At 56.4% G+C, this 21,269-nt stretch carries 23 protein-coding genes and 3 pseudogenes; 11 read left to right on the forward strand and 15 right to left on the reverse strand.

The window, feature by feature from the left end; all coding sequences use genetic code 11:
* Positions 1 to 4: 4 nt before the first annotated feature.
* The 9 genes and pseudogenes from ACI3K0_RS24120 to ACI3K0_RS24160 all read right to left on the reverse strand — a co-directional run bounded on the left by ACI3K0_RS24120 (position 5) and on the right by ACI3K0_RS24160 (position 6,083).
* Complete coding sequence (locus ACI3K0_RS24120; RefSeq protein WP_404946389.1) at positions 5 to 1,084, reverse strand: fatty acid desaturase; 1,080 nt, start codon at positions 1,082 to 1,084, stop codon at positions 5 to 7.
* Between the two features lie 214 nt (positions 1,085 to 1,298).
* Entirely contained in the window at positions 1,299 to 1,508 is a 210-nt protein-coding gene (locus ACI3K0_RS24125; RefSeq protein ID WP_206829079.1) for a hypothetical protein, read from the reverse strand.
* 131 nt (positions 1,509 to 1,639) lie between these two features.
* Positions 1,640 to 1,765, reverse strand: a pseudogene (locus ACI3K0_RS24130) (NAD(P)/FAD-dependent oxidoreductase); the annotation flags it as partial.
* A 46-nt stretch (positions 1,766 to 1,811) separates the two neighbouring features.
* Entirely contained in the window at positions 1,812 to 2,708 is an 897-nt protein-coding gene (locus ACI3K0_RS24135) for a PhnA-like protein (RefSeq protein WP_404946390.1), read from the reverse strand.
* Positions 2,709 to 2,870: 162 nt separating this feature from the next.
* Positions 2,871 to 3,371 (reverse strand): ferritin-like domain-containing protein, encoded by a 501-nt coding sequence (locus ACI3K0_RS24140; protein WP_206829081.1) that lies wholly within the window; start codon positions 3,369 to 3,371, stop codon positions 2,871 to 2,873.
* Positions 3,372 to 3,453: 82 nt separating this feature from the next.
* Entirely contained in the window at positions 3,454 to 3,969 is a 516-nt protein-coding gene (locus ACI3K0_RS24145; RefSeq protein WP_183686997.1) for a DUF4142 domain-containing protein, read from the reverse strand.
* Positions 3,970 to 4,371: 402 nt separating this feature from the next.
* Positions 4,372 to 4,572 carry a DUF6894 family protein gene (locus ACI3K0_RS24150; protein WP_404946391.1) on the reverse strand — a complete coding sequence of 67 codons (201 nt, stop codon included), beginning with the start codon at positions 4,570 to 4,572 and terminating at the stop codon, positions 4,372 to 4,374.
* A 144-nt stretch (positions 4,573 to 4,716) separates the two neighbouring features.
* On the reverse strand, positions 4,717 to 5,214 hold the full coding sequence (locus tag ACI3K0_RS24155) for a sigma-70 family RNA polymerase sigma factor (protein ID WP_148147881.1): 498 nt from the start codon (positions 5,212 to 5,214) through the stop codon (positions 4,717 to 4,719).
* A gap of 395 nt (positions 5,215 to 5,609) precedes the next feature.
* On the reverse strand, positions 5,610 to 6,083 hold the full coding sequence (locus ACI3K0_RS24160) for a hypothetical protein (protein WP_206829082.1): 474 nt from the start codon (positions 6,081 to 6,083) through the stop codon (positions 5,610 to 5,612).
* 234 nt (positions 6,084 to 6,317) lie between these two features.
* Here ACI3K0_RS24160 and ACI3K0_RS24165 point away from each other — a divergent pair, with 234 nt between their 5' ends.
* Complete coding sequence (locus ACI3K0_RS24165; protein ID WP_206829083.1) at positions 6,318 to 7,244, forward strand: manganese catalase family protein; 927 nt, start codon at positions 6,318 to 6,320, stop codon at positions 7,242 to 7,244.
* 323 nt (positions 7,245 to 7,567) lie between these two features.
* On the opposite strand, the pseudogene ACI3K0_RS24170 reads toward ACI3K0_RS24165, so the two are convergent.
* From ACI3K0_RS24170 to ACI3K0_RS24180, 3 genes and pseudogenes are all read right to left on the reverse strand, one after another.
* Positions 7,568 to 7,898 (reverse strand): annotated as a pseudogene (locus tag ACI3K0_RS24170) (transposase); the annotation flags it as partial.
* Positions 7,899 to 8,174: 276 nt separating this feature from the next.
* The gene (locus tag ACI3K0_RS24175) at positions 8,175 to 8,429 is read right to left on the reverse strand and encodes a DUF982 domain-containing protein (RefSeq protein WP_353654279.1); all 255 of its coding nucleotides are present in this window, start codon (positions 8,427 to 8,429) and stop codon (positions 8,175 to 8,177) included.
* A gap of 139 nt (positions 8,430 to 8,568) precedes the next feature.
* Positions 8,569 to 9,192: a hypothetical protein gene (locus ACI3K0_RS24180; RefSeq protein WP_148147878.1), complete on the reverse strand. Its 624-nt coding sequence runs from the start codon at positions 9,190 to 9,192 to the stop codon at positions 8,569 to 8,571.
* A gap of 516 nt (positions 9,193 to 9,708) precedes the next feature.
* Between ACI3K0_RS24180 and ACI3K0_RS24185 the strand changes: the two genes are divergently transcribed.
* Complete coding sequence (locus ACI3K0_RS24185) at positions 9,709 to 10,032, forward strand: oxidoreductase (protein ID WP_183687000.1); 324 nt, start codon at positions 9,709 to 9,711, stop codon at positions 10,030 to 10,032.
* Between the two features lie 75 nt (positions 10,033 to 10,107).
* Positions 10,108 to 11,419, forward strand: a pseudogene (locus tag ACI3K0_RS24190) (IS3 family transposase).
* Positions 11,420 to 11,594: 175 nt separating this feature from the next.
* Here ACI3K0_RS24190 and ACI3K0_RS24195 read toward each other — a convergent pair.
* Positions 11,595 to 11,750, reverse strand: coding sequence for a hypothetical protein (locus tag ACI3K0_RS24195; protein ID WP_206829084.1), 156 nt, complete (start codon positions 11,748 to 11,750; stop codon positions 11,595 to 11,597).
* A 175-nt stretch (positions 11,751 to 11,925) separates the two neighbouring features.
* Positions 11,926 to 13,056: a sensor histidine kinase gene (locus ACI3K0_RS24200; protein WP_286195135.1), complete on the reverse strand. Its 1,131-nt coding sequence runs from the start codon at positions 13,054 to 13,056 to the stop codon at positions 11,926 to 11,928.
* Between the two features lie 168 nt (positions 13,057 to 13,224).
* Here ACI3K0_RS24200 and ACI3K0_RS24205 point away from each other — a divergent pair, with 168 nt between their 5' ends.
* On the forward strand, positions 13,225 to 13,968 hold the full coding sequence (locus ACI3K0_RS24205) for a helix-turn-helix domain-containing protein (protein WP_206829085.1): 744 nt from the start codon (positions 13,225 to 13,227) through the stop codon (positions 13,966 to 13,968).
* Positions 13,969 to 13,979: 11 nt separating this feature from the next.
* On the opposite strand, the gene ACI3K0_RS24210 is transcribed toward ACI3K0_RS24205, so the two are convergent.
* Positions 13,980 to 14,210, reverse strand: a complete 231-nt coding sequence (locus ACI3K0_RS24210) for a DUF6894 family protein (RefSeq protein ID WP_206829086.1) — start codon at positions 14,208 to 14,210, stop codon at positions 13,980 to 13,982.
* Positions 14,211 to 14,353: 143 nt separating this feature from the next.
* On the opposite strand from ACI3K0_RS24210, the gene ACI3K0_RS24215 reads away from it, so the two are divergent.
* The 7 genes from ACI3K0_RS24215 to paoC all read left to right on the forward strand — a co-directional run bounded on the left by ACI3K0_RS24215 (position 14,354) and on the right by paoC (position 21,226).
* Positions 14,354 to 14,485 (forward strand): hypothetical protein, encoded by a 132-nt coding sequence (locus ACI3K0_RS24215; protein ID WP_286195136.1) that lies wholly within the window; start codon positions 14,354 to 14,356, stop codon positions 14,483 to 14,485.
* Positions 14,482 to 14,793, forward strand: coding sequence for a PAS domain-containing protein (locus ACI3K0_RS24220; RefSeq protein WP_206829087.1), 312 nt, complete (start codon positions 14,482 to 14,484; stop codon positions 14,791 to 14,793). The genes ACI3K0_RS24215 and ACI3K0_RS24220 overlap by 4 nt, the downstream gene beginning before the upstream one ends.
* Positions 14,794 to 14,903: 110 nt before the next feature.
* Positions 14,904 to 15,818, forward strand: coding sequence for a hypothetical protein (locus ACI3K0_RS24225; RefSeq protein ID WP_206829088.1), 915 nt, complete (start codon positions 14,904 to 14,906; stop codon positions 15,816 to 15,818).
* 62 nt (positions 15,819 to 15,880) lie between these two features.
* On the forward strand, positions 15,881 to 17,128 hold the full coding sequence (locus ACI3K0_RS24230) for a cation:proton antiporter (RefSeq protein ID WP_206829089.1): 1,248 nt from the start codon (positions 15,881 to 15,883) through the stop codon (positions 17,126 to 17,128).
* Between the two features lie 310 nt (positions 17,129 to 17,438).
* Positions 17,439 to 18,077: an aldehyde dehydrogenase iron-sulfur subunit PaoA gene (paoA, locus tag ACI3K0_RS24235; RefSeq protein ID WP_148147872.1), complete on the forward strand. Its 639-nt coding sequence runs from the start codon at positions 17,439 to 17,441 to the stop codon at positions 18,075 to 18,077.
* The gene (locus ACI3K0_RS24240) at positions 18,074 to 19,024 is read left to right on the forward strand and encodes a xanthine dehydrogenase family protein subunit M (RefSeq protein ID WP_206829090.1); all 951 of its coding nucleotides are present in this window, start codon (positions 18,074 to 18,076) and stop codon (positions 19,022 to 19,024) included. Before paoA ends, ACI3K0_RS24240 begins: the two co-directional genes overlap by 4 nt.
* A 3-nt stretch (positions 19,025 to 19,027) precedes the next feature.
* Complete coding sequence (gene paoC / locus ACI3K0_RS24245) at positions 19,028 to 21,226, forward strand: aldehyde oxidoreductase molybdenum-binding subunit PaoC (protein ID WP_404946392.1); 2,199 nt, start codon at positions 19,028 to 19,030, stop codon at positions 21,224 to 21,226.
* Positions 21,227 to 21,269 lie beyond the last annotated feature (43 nt).

Genomic DNA, 21,269 nt, shown 5'->3' on the forward strand with positions numbered 1-21,269 from the left:
GCTATCATCCTTTCACGGAACGTTGAGCTTCAGGCGGCGACGCTGTTGGCGCGCCTTTTTGTTGTGCCCGAGCTTCTTTCAAAGAGATTAGTCGCTGTGTCTTCTCGTCCCACAAGACGAGTTTTACGCAGGCAAGGCTATCACGGAGGGTGATCCGGCCCACATTCGCCAGTTCGGGGTAATCCCGAAGAATTTCGGGCAATCTGTAGAAGGGCACTTTGCTCGACAGATGGTGGATATGATGCATTCCGATGTTTCCGGTGATCCATCGCAGTGGCGCGGGGAGATCGTAGTGTGACGCTCCATGCATAGCTGCGTAAGGGAAATTCCATTCCGGCGGCCTCGACCAGTGTGTATCCTCGAACTGATGCTGAACGTAAAAAAGCCAGACACCTGCGGAACTGGCAATCAACACGATTGGGAGATGAACCAAGAGGAAAGGTACAAGTCCCACCGCCCAGATCAGCACGACAGCGAGGGCTGCAACAGCGGCGTTCGTGGCGAGTGTCGACACCCAGGGAAGGGCGCCTGAGCGCATCAGTCCGAAAGGTAATCTTTGTTTGAACAGAAACAGGAATGCTGGGCCGAGACCAAACATTACGGCAGGATGCCGATAGAGCCGATAAGCGACCTTTCCCCGTGTAGGCAGGGAATGATATTCGCGAACAGTGAGGGTCGTAATATCGCCAACCCCGCGTCCGTCGAGATTGCCGGCCGAGGCGTGGTGCTCGGCGTGGGCTCGACGCCAGTAATCGTAGGGTGTCAACGTCAGGACGCCGATCACTCTTCCGGTCCAGTCGTCCCAGCGACGACGACCGAAGAGGGAGCCATGGCCGCAGTCGTGTTGGAGCATGAATAGCCTCAGCAGAAATGCGGCCGCCGGCACGAGTAGAACCAGGCCTGGCCAGAACTCAAAATGGACGGCAAACCAGGTGCCGAACCAAAGCAGCAGGAACGGTACCCCTGTGATTGCAAGCTCATAGACGCTGCGACCAACATCTGGCTGTCGATATTTTGCGAGGATCTTCAGCCAAGCTTTTTCGTTTGAGCCTGACTGTAGATCTGATGTGCAAGTCGCACTCATTTATGGATTGCCTCAGTTTGTGGATGAAATTCTGTTCGGCGCGCAACACTTTGGTCGGTGCGGAAGGTGGTCCGGTTTAGCCCAACACGATACGCAACGATGTCAGTGTTACATCTCGTTCGTGTTCGAATGCGGCATGCGCGGAGTGCCGTATCGGCTCGCGACGGTATTGTTGGGGAGGGGCGGGTGCTTTCGCTCCCGCCCATGATAACGGCTAGCCGCGAGAATTCTGCTCGTTTGGCTCTGCGGGATCGTAGTTCAGATCGAAATCCTTCTCGGACTTTTTCCCGGGTGGATCTCGATGAACTGTCGCATCTTCCGAACCCGTGATCACGGTAGGTTTTGCGCTGTGAACACCGGTCGCTTTACGGTCTGCCTGCGAGGGCGCGTACTGGCCCTTGGCATCGTCTTCTGGGTTGCTCATATTTCCATCTCCTCGTTAGAGACGTCGAACATCCCATTGGTTCACGAGTTCCGCGGCTTGAGAAAATATCTTTGCCCGATCGCAGGTCGTGAACTCCGGGGGTCGAAAGCGGATGAACCGTGTCTCGATATCTACCTCAACAGTGTACGCGAAGCGCTCATATCGTTTCGAATGGTTGTTGCCGCAATCGCCGCTTGCCCCATCGCGCTGGCTATCTGATCAAGGCCGGGTACCACATCCCCGGCAGCATAAAGCCCCGCAAGGCGCCATGTGCAGAATCATGCTTCGCATCGAAAGCTGTTATTACACGCCTTCGATGTGACGCTTGTCGTCGGTCCTTAAAATGCCCCTCGTGCCGGAAACCCCGCCAAACCATGACGCGGCAGCACCTAGTGCCAAGGCAAGGAAGCCAAGGATTGCGCCTGTTGCTACCGTCGTGGCAGCGAGATCGGCGGCCTCTGCGGCCTGCTTTTTGGCGGATTCAATGTTGTCGTGGTAGGTCTTCTCATACTGTTCGACTTGCAGTCGGGCCTGATCAACAGGGATGCCTTGGGCGCGTGAGACTGCATCGGCAGCGCGTGTCCGGGCGTCCTCAGCCGCTGCTTCATCTCCCGTCATGGCCGCCCGGACAGCAGCAACTGCTGCGTCTTGCAGGGCCTCGGGATCATTTCCTGTCGATCCGCGGACCTGCCGTTCTATTCCGGCCATCGGATCGGTTGCGCTGGAGATCGCCGGGGCACTTGCTGCCACAGCGGTCGTAGCCGTTTGTCCGGCTCCGCTGATAACGCTCGAAAGCCCTGAAAACGCGCCGCCGATCAAAGCGCCAACTGACGTGGTCAACATGAATAAGACGACTAGCGTGGTCACAGCCCAGGTCGTCAGACCATGCAACCCACCAGTCGGCTTGTCGGGTCGCCCCGATAGCCTGCTGGCGATATAGCCACCGATGAAGGCTGAAACGATCCCCGCAAGCACGAACCAAATGCCCCCTGCTATCGAAAAGTTAGACGCTTCCGGGTTATCGGAGGTGGTCGGGTCGAGTACGCCAGCGCCGATACCAACGCCCAGGAGGTTGAGCAAGAACTGCGCGGCGAGAGCGATCGCAACACCAGCGAGAACCGCTCCCCAGGAAATTTTATAGAACGCTGCGCCAGAGGCGAAGCCGCTATCGCTATCACGGGCTGGAATAGGAACTGTCATAGGAATTCTCCTGGATCGCTATCGATATTCGGAGCTCGCTAACATGCAGCTGAGGAAGGAGTTCCACGCCCATGAAATCAAGTTTGATACTGAGCGAACGCGCTTCGGAAAAAAGTGAGGCCTCCTGGCGGCGGCCTCTGATCAGTGAGGTCAGAACAGTATCTAAGCGACTTTGTTGGCGCCCTTGGGATTGGCTGAGGCCTCCCCCAATTGGGTAAGCAGCTCGTCGGTCTGCAATTCTTCCTGCAGATTGGCATCCAGCAGCGGAACGGCGTCCGCCAGCCCCAGCTGACTGGCCCAGCTTTTCAACGTTCCATAGCGCGCGATTTCGTAGTGCTCGACGGCTTGCGCCGATGCGATCAAGCCCGCGTCAAGGGCGGGCGATCCCATGAATTCTTCCATGATCTCCTCGCCTTCAGCAAGAATGCCCTGGATCGCTTCGCAGGTTTTGCCACGCGCCGGCTTGCCGATCAGCTCAAATACCTGCTGGAGGCGTTCGATCTGACCTTCTGTCTGGTCTTTGTGAGTCAGAAAAGCCTGCTTGCCCTCAGGGGATTGGGCGGCACGTGCCATCTTGGGCAATGCCTTCAAGATCTGCTTCTCGGCAAAATAGATATCCTTGAGCGTATCAAGGAACAGATCGTCCAAAGTCTTCTCTGCCATCATAGGCTCCATAATTGCTAGGGTCGAAAATGCGGCCATCGAACACGTAGCCGCGTAATAAGTTCCACCGCTTTGAGCGCGATTATTTGTTATCGGTCAAACCGTGAACCTTGATCGCATGTGTTCTCAACGTCCCAAGCGTTGCTGTCGCAAAGTTTTTGATAGGACCGTCAGGCCCATCCTTGACGTACGAGGTAAACATCGCGACAGCCTCCTCGTGGGCCGCGACCTGGGTTGCGAGATACGCTTGGTCGAAATCCGCATCTGACGCCACTTCGAGGGCGGCGAGCTTGTCGGTGTTTTCCTTCGTCAGCCCTGTTGGAAGTTCGATTTTCTCGGCCTCGACAGCCGATTTCAAATCCGTAGAAGACTTGGTGTGATCCATCACCATGTCGCGGGCAAACTGTTTGGCGGCATCATCCTTGCCACGCGCAATAGCGACTTTGCCCGCTTCGATTTCGAACATGTCGGCCTGCGCAGCCTTTTGAGCGAACGCTGTGCTCGCAGCGTCCTGAGCATAGGCCGGAAGCATGCTAAAGGTTGCGAAGGAGTAGGTGATGGCGAAAGCAGCTATCATTAGTATACGGGGGTAATGCATCATTCAATCCTTATCAGCAGTGACAGTCGGAACCTGGCACGATGGTTAGTTGAAGTCGGGAGACATCGTGCCTCCGCGGTACTCCACGAGGTTGCTCACAAACCCAATCTCCTTCAGAGCGGCGACGATCTCTCATGACGACTTGGGCTGCCATTTCGCGCCCGAGGCGACCCACTGTTCCTCCACCCCAACGCCGAGACGACGAACAGTCCTTGCGGCGGATACGGCAGGTTCCTTATCTGTTAGAATGGGACCTACCCGAGTTCTAGCCGGTACAGCCCCTTGCGAGGGGCATATGGCGCACCCTAGTTCTGGAACTTTTGTAAATGGCCCCTACGAAGTGCGAGGAACTCTTCCTAGTTCATCCGACAAGCCTAAAGACCGTGGCGGTCTACTGAGAGTTCACGCCGAAAACGATGGTTCCGGCGACATAGTTACGACCGTTTGCCACGCTTGACCGTTCCAGCTGTGCTTGCCGTCACTCAACATCTGCCCAGCGGCTCGAATCGCTTCGGTGCGCATCTTGTCCGAGTTTGTAAGATCAAAGCCGATTTCATCGACGACCGCTTTGCCGTTGAGAACGTGAAAAAAGTACCGCGGCATATGGCTAGGCTCCCGTGCTGTGGCGGGAGCGCATTGTCTCTCTGTCACGAGCTGGCGAACAAGGTGCGGGTGAGGTGATGATTAGATATGCAAACCCCGGCGATCACCAGCACATATGATAGGTTGGGCAATTATGGATCCATATCATGGGGCGCCACCCATTTGCTCCGTGAGCGCTAGTCGAGCCCGGTTCACCCGGCTTTTAACAGTGCCGACTGGGCATCCACATCTCTTAGCCGCAGCCTCGTAACTGTCGCCGTCCACAAGAACCGCATCGAATGCCCCTCGGTGCTCGGGCGAAAGGCTTGCGATAGCCCTGTTGAATTCTTGCATTCGGATTGACCATTCCTGCGCAGGAGGCACGGATGACTGTAGCGAGACACAATCCTCACGACCGGGCGCTTCTCTCACGCTTCGTTGGTAGCGAGTGCAGAACGAGTTGCGAAGGATCGTAAACAGCCACGATCTGAGGCGGGTGCCCGGCTGGAACTTGTCGAGATTGGCGAGGCCGCGCAGGAGTGTTTCCTGAACGAGATCATCGACGTCGTTGGGATTGTCTGAGAAGCGCTTCGCAAATTTCCGGATTTCAGGAATGAGCCTGATCATGTCGGCGCGAATACCATCGTCGGTATCACGATCCATTGGAACTACCTCGAGGTGTTGCGCCATCCTTGACAGGAAGGGATCCGGGCTGTGCTAGAGCGGATGCGTTTGGTGTGCTCGTGCGATGAGCCTCCCGGCCCTCATCGCGACGTTTGCCTACGAGCCTGCACGTCAGTTCGCTGAGGCGATCAGGGTCTACCAGGGCTCGGACGTAGAAATGCAACACCGCCCTGGCAAGAAATACAGGGTCGACATCCGCGCAAATCGGACGAGTCACGGCCACTCGATACGCGGCCGCCATTGCCCGGATATCCGAGGGGAAAAAACCGTTGGAAATACTTTGGGAACTGTCTGCACTGATCGCTCCTCCTGTTCGGCCTCGCGGTCGTTACAACTCAGCGTATCTTCTCCTATTGGCCGCTCAATCACATATGTTAATGCTTTGTCACTTTATGCTGCGTGAGAAGCGCGGCCATGATCGCAGTGATCGCCTCGTGCTCGCGTGACATGCAGAAGCCGCTCGTTTGTGCCTTCCCTGTCTGCGATCCCGCAAAGATGGCCGGGATTCCCAGCCCATCCAGTTGATCAGTCAGGAGGATAAGCGCGTCAATGTCTAGGTCTAGGTCGATTATCGCGCCCACGACTAAGCCAATCGCTACGCGGGAGATCCGACCTATGGATAGAACGGGTCCAATCAGTTCGACTCCTGCTTCCCTCCACGCATAGACCATTTTGCGGTCGACGAATGTGTGCTGGCCAATTGTTAGGATGAGCAATTTTTCCACAAACTCCGCTTTCTTCGTCTCGAATGCGATGGTTTCGCGGATGTGCATTTTCACCGTGGACTCGGGAATCGTGGATATCTTCCCGGTCGACGAGGTGTCGGTGGTTTGACCCATCTTGTCCAAGTCGAAATCTCTGAACAAGAAATTCAGTAAGAGTTCCCGCTAAATACTTCTTAAGCGCTTCTTCTCCGTCTGGAGATGAGACTGGCGACCCCCTGGCGAGCTTTGACTGGATAAGCAGGCGCGCGTTCGCCGATACGCAATGGTTGACCGCCCTTCCTTTTTCTTTTTGACGCTGGGGAACTCGATCCAGGTCGTATTGTTCGTTGGCGTCATCCAACTAAGAAGGAACGGCACATGTTCATGAGAGTAGACCAGCTGCAGGCCAACCTGCCAGCTCCAAAACGCGCAGACCCAAATGCCGCCGCCGCTCTGCAGGAGCTTCTCGGCGGGAAGTACGGAGAAATGTCGACGCTTGGAAACTACATGTTCCAAAGCTTCAATTTCCGCAGCAAGGAAAAGCTCAAGCCATTCTATAGCCTCGTCGCCAGCATTACGGCGGAGGAGCTTGGCCACGTCGAACTCGTTAGCAATGGCGTTGCCATGCTCAATAATGGTCCAGACATTCCGGGCGGTGACGAAGGCGATGGAGGCGATATCTCAGGCGCTCCGTGGGAAGGGATGAAAGATATTCGCCTCGCTGCGGCGTTCCTGTCTGGTGGCGGCGGTGCGATGCCCGTCAATAGCAACGGCGTTTCATGGAATAACGATTTCATCACAACCACGGGCAACGTGGTGGTCGACCTCCTGCACAACTTTCACCTCGAATGCGGCGCGCGCCTTCACAAGCTACGGGTCTACGAAACACTCTCTGATCCGACCGGTCGTGAAGTCTGCGGCTATCTCCTTGTGCGTGGTTCCGTCCACGCGCACGCATACGCACTGGCGCTTGAAAAGATCACCGGCGTCGACGTCAAGAAATTCCTCCCGACACCGAACATTCCTCTCGATAAAGTTCCCGAGTGCCAGAAATATTTGGATGAGGGTTCTCACCGCCGTCTTTATACGTTCAGCCCAGGCGATTATAAAGAGATGTCAGGAATTTGGGGTAATGGCGAAGTTGCATTGCCTACGGATCCACCAGGTGAGCTCGAGGTCGTCGACGGCATGCCTGAAGGCGGAAAAATCCAGCAGCTAATCGGGGTTCCATCGGCGTTTACGCCTGACTATGCCCCGGAAGAAATGTTCGAGATTGCGGAGAAACTTTACAAAGCATCACGCTAAAGACCGGGGGGCTTAGCCCCCCGTTTCCAAAGCCATTAACGGACCTCGTAAGCATCCGGCGAAGGCCGCCCTCTTGGTCACTGATTTCTCGTTGACTAAACTTTTTATCGACGAATGGAGACAACGGGCAAAATGCGATATGGATTAGCTAGAAGAATGGTTTTCTGCTCGCGATGATAGGTGCGCAATAATCTACAGGACTGGCTCTATTGCGAATATCTGCCCGCGATGCGGCGAATCCGCCCTACGATCTCCAAGCAAAAGGGATTTGGTGCGTTCACAGCAAGAATGGATCAGTGAGGTAGAGCAGCGAGACGTGACATTTAGAGATCATGCTGCTTGAGCGTCTGCGCTGCCGTCGTCCAATTCCAAGGTAGCGGTTTCTCCATCTTGGTGATCGGCGTGTCAGCGATGCAGGCAAGAACGTGGAACAGCCACGCCTACCGATCGATATCGTTGAGCTTTGCTGTCATGATCAATGTGGCCACGAGTGCGGCCCGGTCAGTGCCCCGATCTGATCCAGCGAAGAGCCAAGGACTTCCTGCCGAGTGCGAAGCCTCACAAGGCTCGCTCGGCGGCGTTGTTCGTCAGGCAAATCCGGCCGTCGTCTAGGAACGACGTGAAGCCGTCCCATCGCTTGAGCATGTAATCAACGTCCTATCATCAACGTCCTATAACGCGGCCAGCGATGACGGCGGGGCGGAGCGCTGACCTCTCCCGCAGAGGGGTTAAGCCTTGGGCCTGCTGTTTCGGCAGCCCAAATATTTAGGCGGAATTCGGGAGTCGAAGGCTCGCTCGGGTAATATGGCGAGCCCTTGTCTCCATGGCCCAGGTGAGTGATCAGTAACTTGCCCAAACTGGTGTAGTTCCGTGGGTTACGGAAGAAATGTCCAAGGTTAACCGCCCTGATATGGGTGTAACACTCCGCACCTAGTATTCGACGAGGTTACCTGCTTCCTGTGCAGCCAGAATGAAAGCTATGCGTGCTGATGCTGGTTCCACGACATGATCAAGGCAATCGAGGCAAGCCTTCACTGCCTCGTAGAACCGGTCACCCTCATCCCCTGGCCAATCCGTCAAGAGCGCTAGGGCGGCGTCTTCTACGGAACTGACGATGCTGCCGCGGTTACTATTATACTGAGTCAATTGAAGCGGTTGAAAAGCATGTGAAGCCTCATATTCCAAGAGAGTATCCTTTCAACCAACTCTGATTCGGCAACGACCCACTCGATGATCGAGTGGGGGACTCGCTAACAGACCAAAATGGCCAGAGTTCCACTGGTTAAAAAAGAAATGTTTGAAGTCTCAACGCCCTCGAACTCACTCACCACTTGTTCCCGGCTACTAATCGAAGCCGGTGCTGGGCCGCAAGAAGAAAAAGATAGGCTGAAAGCTCTATGGTTTCCTCAAATATCTGGCCGTAACCGAGATAGGCCTCTAGCGAAAGATTCATGTGGTTCTCAGCCGCGGTCATGAGCAGAACCGCTACGCCAGCCATCGCAACCTCAATTACCGGTAATTGCCGAGACTTCGACGCAAGGAGACCTACCGTCCAGAGTTTAAACCGAACAAAGAGCCCGAATGAAAACAAAAGCAGCAACCCCACGAGGGGAGCGACCAGAGCCTTGTAGGGCAAAACGGCGCTAGTGTAGAAAGGCCCGCTGGCAGCGAATTTGATCGGCGGCAAAAAAACAGCTCCCCAACTGAGTTCTCGGCCCAGGCAAATGAACCACACTGGAGCTGCCGCAAACCATAGATAGCGCCACGGCTCTTTCGCTTGGGTACCGTAGGATATCGCTTGAAGGCCGCCGATCAAAAGAACAAGGTTTTGGGCCATCTCAATTGGGCCGTTTTCATAACTAGTCCAATTGGGTAGGTGAAACGACAGTATGTAGGCAGCAAGGAAAGCCGCCAACGCGACGAGCCTAAAAGCGGTGTGTACAAACATTCAGGATTGTCTCTAGTTGAATCGCGTCCCAGTCTTCTGGTCGGCAGAACAAACCCACCGCCCCGTAGTCGGCCAAGTATAAATCAAATGCTTGATGCACCTGGATCAGGTCGTTTGAGGTAAAAAGACGATCCAGAATCCGGCGATCGCGATCAGGAGCAGTATGAGAAGTACGAGCACGACCAAACCGCGCCCGTACCCCTTTTTAGGTGGGAGGTCGCTATCCATCCCTACGTGCCTGTGCTGATGCCATAGACCGCGATACCAATCCAAATGAGAGCGGCGATGACGGCTAGGACCGCAAGAAGTGTCAACGCAGAGCGGCCGAAAACCGCTTTCTGCCGCTGCTTCGCTACCGGCTCGGTATGATTTTGTAGGCTTGGCTCGTCTTGTGGTCGCATGTTGTTCTCCTGTTCGGAGGCTAACACGACGAACGGCGGATGGTTCCTGTACGGCGTGGAACATTACTCCGCATCAGAGGTTCGCTTTGTGTAGGGTATCAAGGAAACAACCAAAATGATGAAAATTCTTGCGGTAACGGCGCTGTCTATTGGTCTGGCAACGTCAGCGATGGCTCAGAGTTCAAGCGGCGGCAACAATGGTAGCGGAGGCAATAACAGCGGAAGCGGCGGCAACAGCAGTGGGACCAGCAGCGACACCAATTCTTCTGGTGCGAACAATTCTGGTGGAATGAGCAATTCCGGCAATGGTGGCAAGGACATGGGTAGCTCGAACACCAATTGTGGTGCTCCCGGTGGTACGCAGGGCGCGGCACAGTCTGAACAGAACAACAACACCAGCACAAATCCCGGCGCTGGTCAGGCAGGAACTTCCTGCTAACAATGAGCGAGGTCTCCAGAGGCCCGCCGAATGAACTGACCCCCGAAAGTTGGACACCCAACTTCGGGGTTTTGCATGTCCAAATACAGCGGCACGTTCAAGCAGGAGGTCGTTTCGTATCACTGCGACGGCACGCACAGCTACCGAGGGGTTGGTTTGCGTTTTGACTATTCCATGGTCCGTAGGTGGGTCCACGCGGCCAATTGCGTGGCTGGCTTATCGCGGAAGCAGAGCCATCACGATGCTCAGTTCAGGCTATCGGTCCTCGAACGGATGTGGAAGGATGGCCTGTCCCGTCGGCAGGCGGCAGCGCTGTTCGACATTCGCAGCGTTGGCTGCCTCTCGGTCCGGGAGAGGCAATATGAGCGAGGCGGGCTTGAAGCCTTGGCTCCGCGTCCAAGAGGCGGGTCCCGTTCCATGCCCAAACCACCTGTCGCTCCGCCCCGGTTACGAACACCTGCGGGGATGGACCACCAAGTGATGAAGTCAGAAGCCGCGAGGAGTTGCTGGCTGAACTGGCCTATCTGCGGATGGAGAATGCATACCTAAAAAAACGGGAGGCCTTAACGCAGGCGCGTCGCGCACTGAGCGGACGCAAGCAGTCCAGGCCTTAAGGCCGCTCCATCCCCTTGACGGGCTGCTAGCGCTTTCCGGCGTGGCGCGCAGCACGTTCTATTATCAACTCAAGGTGCTGTCGTCGGGCGAACGGCATAAGGCTTCGAAGTCAACGATCCGCTCGATCTTCGACGAACACAAGTGCCGCTACGGCTATCGCCGGGTGACGGCGGCGATACGTGGGCGTGGAGGCGCGGTCAACCACAAGACCGTCCAGCGGCTGATGGTTGAGATGGGACTGAAGTCGCTGGTCCGACCCAAGGAGTACCGGTCCTACACGGGTCAGGCTGGCTAGGTGGCACCCGACCTGCTGCAACGTCAGTTCTGGGTGAAGCGCATGAACCAGGAGTGGGAGACCGATGTCACCGAGTTCAGTGTCGCCGGCGAAAAGCTGTTCCTGTCGCCGGTCATGGACCTACACAACGGCGAGATCATCGCCTTCGAGACCGCGAGGCGACCCATCTTCAAACTGGTCAAGGATATGCTCGACAAGGCAGTGAGCCGCCTCAATGACGAGGACAGGCCGATCCTGCATTCAGACCAGGGCTGGCAGTATCAGATGCCGGAATGGAGCCGGATGCTCGAAAGCCGCAATATCCCAGCAAGCATGTCACGCAAGAAAAACTGCTACGAAAACGCCGCAATGGAGAGCTTCTTCGCCACGCTCAAGTCCGAGTTCCTCTATCCCAACCGCTTCGACAGCATTGATAGCCTGCGTCAGGGCGTCGGGGACTACATCCACTACTACAACAACGATCGTATCCGGATGTAACTCAAAGGGCTGAGTCCTGTGCAATACAGGACCTAGCCCCAGATCATTTCAGCGATTCAACCGTCCAACTTTATGGGGTCAGTTCATAATCTGGGGCTTTTTCTTTAGTCAATGGGTCGTATCCGGTCGGGCGAGACGTGCTCTCCAAGCACAAGCCTCCATCGGAACCCAGATGTCAGTTTGTTTTGTCGATAGCGTGCGGGGAAGACTGGCGCGACGTGTCACCAGGCGTCCAGAAAGCCGGGTAAAAGCCGACAATCGCGATAGCAGCCATGAAAATCACGGCCACGAAGATTGCCATAGCGATGCGCGGTTTTGCTTCGATGCTCATGAATGGGTTCCGCCGGATGGAAAATCTCCATTATCTGAAAGCGCCCGTTGGGCGTCCTCTAGCAGCTTTTGTCGATCGCTATCCGCCATCTGGGAACCGGTTCGCGAGGCATCGCTTGTGTAATCCTTTTTGTCTTCTGGCATTAGGAGCTCTTCCGCTGTGTCTAGTGATTTTTTTATCCAATGACTCTGGCCAGATTTTTTTGCATCTGTTCCCAAGTATTCCATGATAGGTCGGGTTGTGGTTTTGGAACCTCGATCTCCGTTTGGTAGCTCCCTTGCAGGACAAACCTCACGCCGTCGGCCGCATAGGTCGTCTCACCCTTGCCAGAAAAATACGAGGCGACGATCTGGTTTGTCAGACGAGAACCAAAGCCGGTTCGCGTGGGAGGTTGGACTTGCGGGCCTCCAGCCTCTTGCCAAACAAACTCGAAACCCCGTAACCCGGATGTCTTCCAAGTGATACTTACCGATCCTGTCTCGCTGGAGAGTGCGCCGTATTTCGCGGCGTTGGTGGCAAGTTCGTAAACGGCGAGTGACAGGCCAATGCCCTGCTGTGAAGAAACATGGAGTTTCGGCCCGGTGATCCGGAAACGTTCCGGATTGTCCATGTGGGCTGAGATGCTTTGACGCACGGTGTCCTCAACATCAATGTCGATCGGCACGTCGTTCAAGATGCTCTGTGCCTTGGCAAGAGCGGTAATCCGATGATGGATTGTCTCGCGAGCCTGTTCCAGCGTTTCGGCATGCCGGAGGGTCGCATTCACCACAGCGGTGGTGACAGCCATCGAATTCTTAACGCGATGAACAAGCTCGTGGCGAAGAACCTCCTGGATCTGTAGACTACGGACCACAGCGGTTGTGTCCACAGCGACGTCGATGAGGCCGGCGACATTGTTCTCGTCATCGAAGAGCGGACTGTAGGAGAATGTCCAGAATGTTTCCTCCTGAAATCCATTGCGGTCCATGATGAGACGCATGTTTTCGATGTAGGTTCCTCGTCCAGAGAGAGCGTCCTCGACGAACCCTTGTACGTGCTCCCACACGTCCGACCAAATGACCGAAAAGGGTTTGCCAAGGGCCCCGGGTTCCTTTGCCCCGAGAAAGGGTTTATATGCATCATTATACAGGATGTTGAGGTCGCGCCCCCAGGACAGGCAGATCGCATGACGTTGGTGTAGCATCGTCTGCACGACAGCTTTCAATGCCAATGGCCATTCGTTGATCGAACCAACGCTTGTTTTGGCCCAGGCGTGGTCGCGGATCGCATGAGCCATTGCGCCACCTGCTCGCAGGAATTCACTCATGCCTCGGTCCAATCGATTAATAGAGCACGCAGCGACCTCTACGTCCCCGAAGCCACTTCTGAACTGCAGGATTAGGCGGAAATACAGCCACCGCCTTCACATAGTTAATAGTCCATCGAGTTTTCTGATGTTTTATCCCGACGATACGGACCAGATGAAAGGCAAGCTGTGCCAAACGCATTCATCCGCAAGCTCGGCAGTTTTGAGCCGCTACGCAGTGACGATCGAGAATGGTTGGCGTCTGTCTCAGCTCATACCAGACTGGTTGGCGCGGACCAGGATTTGATTAGGGAAGGCGATAACCCGGAAAACGTTCTGGTGATCGTCGATGGTTTCGCCATGCGCTACAAAATGACGTCCGACGGCAGAAGGCAGATATTTGCTTACCTGATCCCAGGCGATTTCTGCGATCTCCACGTCGCACTTCTACGGAAGATGGATCACACCATCGCAACGCTTAGTCCATGCTGCGTGGCCCAGCTGTCACCTGGCACCATACTAGAGCTTACGGAGCGACGTCCTTCACTCGCGCGAGCGCTTTGGATGTGCTCGCTTGTGGACGGGGCCACGTTACGGGAATGGCTTGTCAACCTGGGGCAAAGATCCGCACCACATCGGATAGCGCATCTGTTCAGCGAACTACATGAAAGAATGAAGGCGGTTGGCCTCACCAATGACGGCACGTTCGAACTGCCGTTGACGCAGGCAGAACTCAGCGACACCATGGGATTATCAGTCGTTCATGTGAACAGAAGTTTGAAAGAGCTGCGTGAAGCCGGCTTGGTGAGCCTGAAAGACGAACGAATTGTGATCTCCGACGTCCAGCGCCTCAAGGACTACTCGGATTTCGATCCTAGTTATCTTCACCTTCGCTGGCCGCAAGACCTTCGGACCTCGGCACAACGAAGCTGATTCAGCATCGATCAGAGACCGTGTCGGTCCACCGAGAAGTTCACTCCGAATACGATAGTGTTATCCGCGTCGGCGACAATCATCTGCCATGCCTGGCCTTTCCAGGCGTGTCGTCCATCACTCAGCATCTGCCCCGCCGAGCGAATGGCTTCTATTCGCACCTGATCCATTCCAGCCAACTCCATACCAACCTCGTCGACAATGACCTTGCCATTCATGATGTGAAAGAAATACCGCGCCATAGATTGCTCCTTCAGTTTGGCGGGAGCGCTGTGTCTCTCTGTCAACAACTGCCGGAAAGGATGCCGATGATGTCTTATGAAAACACGCGACTGCCGAATACGTCTAGCACATATGATAGGGTGGTGATGCTCGGAGTAGCTGAATGATCAATCTCGACAATCTACTCGGCGATGAGCCAGAAGCTGGGATTTACACTTGGGGCCTCAGCAGCGATCGTCTCTACGGAGACACCGCGATTGCGGCTCTGTCGGTCTTGATCCTCTACAGACAATGAAGGGACTGCCAATCTCATCGTATATCGATCGCGTCCATGTGGCCGATCAGGGAATACTTTCCAGCTTGATATCCAAAGCCGTCAGGGTCGGCCTACCCTATACCGCGGAATATCGCGTGGCGAACGCGTCGAAGAAGTGGAAGCTGGTCATGACCGTCGGCCGATGCTTTCGTGACAGCACTGGAAATCCATTGCTTTATTCCAGGATCATCTACCCGGTAATGACCTTTAGCCGTCATTTAATGATGGGGCAGGCACTGCATTATGTCTCTCAGGTCGTCGGTGTGTGTCGACTAAGTCCGAGGTAGGCAAAGACGGTTTCTTCACAGCAAATTTGCGGATTGTATCGCGTAGTTGCACCGCGGATGCGGAACAACGAGAGACGGCGAATGTTCTCCTGACTAACCAGGAGCATGACTTGACCATCATATCAGCCGACCAGAATTATGCCGCGCGGGATGAAGCGATCGCGATAAACTCCTACACGACCGTTCTTCGACGCCCGAGGGTGCCGCACGAGGTTTTTGCGACCTACTGGCGCGACGTCCATGGACCTCTGTGTTCGCGTATCCCAGGTCTCGGTTGGTACGTGCAGAACCATTTCCATCGTGAACAGGACGCGCATCTTTGGCCTGATGTGGAAGGCATCAAGCCTTTCGAGAACTACGTCCTCGACGGTGGTGTGGAGATCGGCTTCCAGTCGAGGGCCGAGCAAGAGGCTTTTAACCAAGCATGCTCGATCCTGTTTGCCGACGAGCAGAACATGTTCGCCGCCACTGTGGCTTATTCTCTTCCCGGAGGATCGCAGACATTTGTCGACCGCGTTGCGGATCCCGTTCCCAACGGGGACGATGGCCTTGACCGAATGCACATTCATTTCGGGTCTCAAACGTCTAATCCAGCCGCATTTGCGGAATTCATGAGAGCATTCTCAAAGACGCTGGCATCTGACACCGCCGTCTTGAAAGTTCGCCTGCACCTGCCTGATCGTTACGATAACGCCAAACCCGCGCCGCCCGCACCTGACGTTGACCATATGGTGACAGAAGAACGGCAACTTATCGCTATTCTCGAACTCGCCTTCGCAAACCCGATTGCGCGCAGGTCATTCTACGGTGGCGACTTGTTCCGCAGCACACTCACCGGGCAGAGCACCAACATTAGCCACTATGCCGCCTTTGCGGTCAGCGGTATCTACACTTATGTCCGGGACAAAAAGCTTACCACCGCGGGACTGCGGGGCAGCAGGCCGGCGCAACTGATCGATGCGCTCGGCGCGACAAATCAAATCGTGGACGACGTTCGGAATCTTCTATTGACGGGCAGGATTTGAGTCCCTGGCCTTGATTGGTCAAATGTTTGAGTCGCTGAGACCACCGCAGAAAGTGAGCGTGCGTGGATATCTACCTTGTTACGCTGACCATACTCGGCTTCGTCGTTCTGCTGACCGCATGGCTGCCGATGATGATGCGGCGCCTACCATTATCGCTGCCCATTGCTTGCCTCGCCATTGGCGCGATGTTGGCATGGTCTCCTTTTCCGCTGTTGCCTCGCTTCAATCCGTTGGAGAACCGCGAGTTCACTGAGCGGATGACGGAGGTCGTCGTCATCGTCGCTCTCATGGGCGCCGGTCTGAAGCTGGACCGCCCGATTGGATGGAAGAGGTGGGAGACGACGTGGCGGCTACTCGGGATCGCCATGCCATTGACCATCGCTACACTCGCATTCTTAGGGTATTGGATCCTTGGGTTGACTGCGGCCTCGGCTCTCTTGCTTGGTGCCTCGCTAGCGCCAACTGATCCTGTCCTCGCCAGCGATATCCAGGTTGGGCCGCCCAAGACAGGCGAGGAGGACGAGGTCCGGTTCGCTCTTACGTCTGAGGCGGGTTTGAACGATGGTCTGAGCTTTCCTTTCGTACACCTGGCGATCGCCATGGCAGTTGGGAGTGCAGGAGCCCGCGAACTGTACCAGCATTGGGCTGTCGTTGACGTAGGCTGGAGGCTGGCAGCCGGAGTGGCTATGGGCTGGACGCTTGGAAAGCTCTTCGGCTTTTTGGCTTTTAAGATGCATGGGAGCAGCCTGGCAAAGACCCAGGACGGCTTCGTTGCGCTGGGAATGACCTTCGCGACATATGGTCTAACCGAACTTACCGGTGGATACGGCTTTGTCTCCGTTTTTCTCGCCGCAGTCGCCTTCCGAGCAAGCGAACGGGAAAGTATTTTCCATGAACAGCTACATGATTTTGCCGAACAGATCGAGCGATTGCTGATGATGGTACTCCTCGTCTGCCTTGGGTCCATTGCAGTAAGTGGCCAGCTTCTCGCTCACATCGATTGGCGGGTGATCGTTGTCGCTGTCCTTGCGCTAGTTCTGGTTCGCCCGTTGTTGGTTTGGATATCCTTGATAGGATCAGGACATCCTCACGGCGAGGCGATCATAATCGCTGTATTCGGCATCCGCGGCCTTGGGTCGATCTATTATCTTGCCTATGCGACTGCGCATGCGGAATTCCAGGCTGCGGAGACCGTCTGGGCGACCGTGCTGTTAATCGTTGTTGTGTCAATTGTCGTTCATGGCATTGCCGTCACGCCGACGATGAAGTGGATCGATGATCGACGGTCAAACAGACAAATCAAGGCATAGCGAATTCGAGGTACGGGTCGAGGGTTCGTTTCTTTTCACATTCAAACGACTTGCCAATGTTGTTACACAGGGCTTTGTCGGCTGGCATATGTCCGTGAAAAATCGCGCTCCCAGCACGACATAGCTCTTGGAACAAGCTCGCGGTCCGCAGCTTTTACTGCTTGGGCTGCAGGACCTAAGCGCATTCATGCGTTTCGCTAATAGGTGCATGCGGATCTGAAGGGGTAGTCCCGTTCGAACGCGCCTCTATTTGGAAAGCGACGGCGAGGTTTGTGACTGACGTGCCGGAGCCATTAGCCAGGAGGTTGAGATGCCAACACCAATCCAATTGGAACTTTCCCGACGAAAACTGCTTGTGTCATCATCCGCAACACTAGCGGTCGCTGGAGCCGCGACGGGTGTCCGTGCGGCAGACACGAGGGGAAAAACCTTGCAAAACATCACAGAAGTCGCCTTTGAGGTCAACGGAGAATCCCAGAGTCTGATCTTGGATAACCGCACAACATTGCTCGATGCCTTGCGTGAGCACCTGCATCTAACAGGAACGAAAAAGGGCTGTGACCATGGCCAGTGCGGCGCTTGCACGGTGATCGTCGATGGCCGCCGCATCAATTCCTGTCTGTCACTCGCTGTCATGCATGAGGGCGACAAGATCACCACCATAGAAGGTCTTGGCCAGCCCGGCAATCTGCACCCGATGCAGGCGGCCTTCGTCAAGCACGACGGCTTCCAGTGCGGCTATTGTACGCCCGGACAGATCTGTTCCTCCGTGGCGGTGCTCGAGGAGATCAAAGCAAACATCCCGAGCCACGTCACCGAAAATCTCACCCAGCAGGCGGCGCTTACCTCGGAAGAAATTCGCGAGCGCATGAGCGGCAATATCTGTCGATGCGGTGCCTATTCCAACATTCTCGATGCGATCAACGAGGTTGCGGGGGTGCGGGCATGAGAGCGTTTACCTACGAACGGGCATCTACAGTTGAAGCTGCGGCAACGGCGGCGGCACAAAATCCTGATGCAAAGTTCATCGCCGGCGGTACAAATCTTCTTGACCTGATGAAGCTTGAGATCGAGAAGCCGTCGCATCTCATTGATGTGAATGGCATTAGCCTCGGCTCGATCGAGAAAACGCAGGATGGCGGCTTGCGTATCGGCGCGCTGGTGCGCAACACTGATCTCGCCGCTGATGAGACGGTACGTCGCGATTACGCCCTTCTGTCCCGCGCGCTGGTGGCCGGCGCATCTGGTCAGCTGCGTAACAAGGCGACAACCGCCGGCAATTTGCTTCAGCGCACGCGCTGTCCCTATTTTTACGATCCTAACCAGCCCTGCAACAAGCGCCAGCCGGGCAGCGGCTGTTCCGCCATTGGTGGCGTCACCCGCCAGCTCGGCGTCGTTGGGGTGAGCGATGCCTGTATCGCCACCCACCCGAGTGACATGGCAGTGGCGATGCGAGCACTGGATGCGATGGTGGAAACCGTCAAGCCGGATGGCGCCAAGCGCGCGATCCCGATCGCCGATTTCCACCGCCTGCCAGGCGATACGCCGCATATCGAAACGGCGCTGGAGCGGGGCGAGTTCATCACCGGCGTCACTCTGCCGGCTCCGGTTGGTGGCAAGCAGATCTATCGCAAGGTCCGTGACCGCGCCTCCTATGCGTTCGCGCTGGTCTCGGTCGCAGCCGTCATCCAGCCCGATGGCAGCGGCAAGGTTGCCGTCGGCGGCGTCGCCCACAAGCCGTGGCGCGTAGAAGCCGCCGAGACCGAACTCCCGAAGGGCGCGCGCGCCATGGCATCCGCCCTTCTGGCGGATGCGCGGCCGACCGAGCAGAACAAGTTCAAGATCAGGCTGACCGAGCGCACGATAGGCGCCGTCCTGTCAGAGGCGAGGGGATAAGCCATGCAGTTCGACAAACCAGCAACGACCAATCCGATCGATCAGCTCAAGGTCGTCGGCAAGCCCATTCACAGGATCGACGGCGAGTTGAAGACCACGGGTCGCGCCATGTACGCCTATGAGTGGCATGATCCGAAACTGCGCTATGCCTATGGTTATCCCGTCGGCTCCGCCATTGCTAAAGGACAGGTCACATCGATCGAGAGTGCCGCCGCAAAGAAGGCGCCCGGCGTTCTTGGCGTTGTCACCGCGCTCGATGTCGGCGATCTACAGAAAGGCAAGTTCAACACCGCCAAACTGTTTGGTGGCAGCGAGATACAGCACTACCATCAGGCAGTCGCCGTCGTCGTGGCCAAAACCTTCGAGGAGGCGCGGGCGGCAGCCGCGCTGATCAAGGTTGACTATGCGCCCGAGAAGGGCGCTTTCGACCTCAGGGCCGAGATGGCCAATGCCAAGACCCCGGATCCTTCGACTGAGCCGGATAGTTCTGTCGGGGATTTCCAAAAAGCCTTCTCCTCCGCCGCAGTCACGCTCGATGCGGAATACACAACCCCGGATCAGTCGCATGCGATGATGGAGCCCCATGCGTCGATTGCCGCGTGGGACGGCGACGAGGTCACTATATGGACGTCCAGCCAGATGATCGACTGGTGGCGCTCCGACTTCGCCATCACGCTCGGCATGGACAAGGAAAAAGTGCACCTGATGTCGCCCTTCATCGGTGGGGGCTTCGGAGGTAAACTGTTTCTCCGGGTCGATCCCATACTGGCGGCATTCGCGGCCAGAGCGGTAGGACGTCCGGTCAAGGTTGCGTTGCCGCGCCCGATGATCTCGAACAACACGACTCACCGTCCAGCCACGATACAACGCATTCGCATCGGCGCGGAGCGCAACGGCACGATCACGGCAATTGCACACGAAAGTTGGTCAGGCGATCTGCCGGGTGGTGGGCCGGAGACGGCGGTGATGCAGACGCGTCTGCTCTATGCCGGTGAAAACCGGATGACCGCCATGAAGCTCGCAACGCTGGATCTGCCGGAAGGCAACGCCATGCGCGCCCCCGGCGAAGCACCGGGTCTGATGGCGCTCGAGATCGCAGTCGACGAGATGGCGGAGAAGCTCGGCATGGATCCGATCGAGTTCCGCATCAAGAACGATACCCAAGTCGATCCAGAAAACCCGGAGAGGCCGTTCTCGCATCGCGATCTCATCGGGTGTCTGAAACTTGGTGCAGAAAAGTTCGGATGGGACAAACGGACACGTCCCGCGACACGACGCGAGGGAAACTGGATGATTGGCGTGGGTGTCGCGGCGGCGTTCCGCAATAATCTGGTCATGCCGTCCGGGGCGCGGGTGAGGCTTGATCAGGAGGGTATTGTCACCGTCGAGACCGATATGACCGATATTGGAACCGGCAGCTACACGATCATCGCCCAGACCGCCGCCGAGATGATGGGCGTCGGTGTGGATAAGGTCGCAGTTCAACTCGGTGATTCCCGGTTTCCTGTCTCTGCGGGATCGGGCGGGCAGTTCGGGGCGAACTCCGCCACTTCGGGCGTCTATGCTGCATGCGTCAAGCTGCGCGACGCGGTGGCCAGCAAGCTGGGATTCAACTCCGCGGATGTCGTGTTCGAGAACGGAGAAGTTCGTTCCGGTAACCGCGCTGTCGCGCTTGCGGAAGCGGCAGGGCACGAGGGTCTTGTCGGCGAGGATATGATCGAGTGGGGCGATCTCACCAAAACGCACCAGCAGTCCACCTTCGGCGGCCACTTTGTCGAGGTTGGTGTCGATATCGCGACCGGTGAGACCCGTATTCGTCGCATGCTTGCCGTCTGCGCGGCGGGCCGCATCCTCAATCCGATCACAGCCCGCAGCCAGGTTATCGGCGCGATGACGATGGGTGCCGGTGGTGCTCTGTTGGAAGAACTGGCGGTCGATACCCGCCGCGGGTTCTTTGTCAACCACGATCTCGCCGGTTACGAGGTGCCCGTGCATGCGGACATTCCGCATCAGGAAGTCATCTTCATGGACGAAACGGATCCATACTCGTCGCCGATGAAGGCGAAGGGCGTGGGCGAGCTCGGGCTGTGCGGCGTCTCAGCGGCGATCGCCAACGCGATCTACAACGCGACCGGCGTGCGTGTGCGGCATTACCCGATCACGCTCGACAAGCTGATTGGCGATTTGCCGGACGTCGCCTGATCAAAGGCGGTGGCCGATCACGGCCACCGCACTCTCCAGAGGA

Origin of the sequence: Rhizobium sp. ZW T2_16, assembly GCF_044987325.1 — a bacterium.
Taxonomy (GTDB): domain Bacteria; phylum Pseudomonadota; class Alphaproteobacteria; order Rhizobiales; family Rhizobiaceae; genus Neorhizobium; species Neorhizobium cellulosilyticum.

Excerpts from the sequence above, each read along its gene's own strand:
- ACI3K0_RS24125 (WP_206829079.1), bottom strand. The coding sequence starts at position 1,508 with ATGAGCAACCCAGAAGACGATGCCAAGGGCCAGTACGCGCCCTCGCAG.
- ACI3K0_RS24120 (WP_404946389.1), bottom strand. The coding sequence starts at position 1,084 with ATGAGTGCGACTTGCACATCAGATCTACAGTCAGGCTCAAACGAAAAA.
- ACI3K0_RS24215 (WP_286195136.1), top strand. The coding sequence starts at position 14,354 with ATGATCAATCTCGACAATCTACTCGGCGATGAGCCAGAAGCTGGGATT.
- ACI3K0_RS24140 (WP_206829081.1), bottom strand. The coding sequence starts at position 3,371 with ATGGCAGAGAAGACTTTGGACGATCTGTTCCTTGATACGCTCAAGGAT.
- ACI3K0_RS24240 (WP_206829090.1), top strand. The coding sequence starts at position 18,074 with ATGAGAGCGTTTACCTACGAACGGGCATCTACAGTTGAAGCTGCGGCA.
- ACI3K0_RS24195 (WP_206829084.1), bottom strand. The coding sequence starts at position 11,750 with ATGAGCATCGAAGCAAAACCGCGCATCGCTATGGCAATCTTCGTGGCC.
- ACI3K0_RS24210 (WP_206829086.1), bottom strand. The coding sequence starts at position 14,210 with ATGGCGCGGTATTTCTTTCACATCATGAATGGCAAGGTCATTGTCGAC.
- ACI3K0_RS24135 (WP_404946390.1), bottom strand. The coding sequence starts at position 2,708 with ATGACAGTTCCTATTCCAGCCCGTGATAGCGATAGCGGCTTCGCCTCT.
- paoC (WP_404946392.1), top strand. The coding sequence starts at position 19,028 with ATGCAGTTCGACAAACCAGCAACGACCAATCCGATCGATCAGCTCAAG.
- ACI3K0_RS24145 (WP_183686997.1), bottom strand. The coding sequence starts at position 3,969 with ATGCATTACCCCCGTATACTAATGATAGCTGCTTTCGCCATCACCTAC.
- ACI3K0_RS24185 (WP_183687000.1), top strand. The coding sequence starts at position 9,709 with ATGATGAAAATTCTTGCGGTAACGGCGCTGTCTATTGGTCTGGCAACG.
- ACI3K0_RS24165 (WP_206829083.1), top strand. The coding sequence starts at position 6,318 with ATGTTCATGAGAGTAGACCAGCTGCAGGCCAACCTGCCAGCTCCAAAA.
- ACI3K0_RS24220 (WP_206829087.1), top strand. The coding sequence starts at position 14,482 with ATGAAGGGACTGCCAATCTCATCGTATATCGATCGCGTCCATGTGGCC.
- ACI3K0_RS24200 (WP_286195135.1), bottom strand. The coding sequence starts at position 13,056 with ATGAGTGAATTCCTGCGAGCAGGTGGCGCAATGGCTCATGCGATCCGC.
- ACI3K0_RS24155 (WP_148147881.1), bottom strand. The coding sequence starts at position 5,214 with ATGGATCGTGATACCGACGATGGTATTCGCGCCGACATGATCAGGCTC.
- paoA (WP_148147872.1), top strand. The coding sequence starts at position 17,439 with ATGCCAACACCAATCCAATTGGAACTTTCCCGACGAAAACTGCTTGTG.
- ACI3K0_RS24180 (WP_148147878.1), bottom strand. The coding sequence starts at position 9,192 with ATGTTTGTACACACCGCTTTTAGGCTCGTCGCGTTGGCGGCTTTCCTT.
- ACI3K0_RS24150 (WP_404946391.1), bottom strand. The coding sequence starts at position 4,572 with ATGCCGCGGTACTTTTTTCACGTTCTCAACGGCAAAGCGGTCGTCGAT.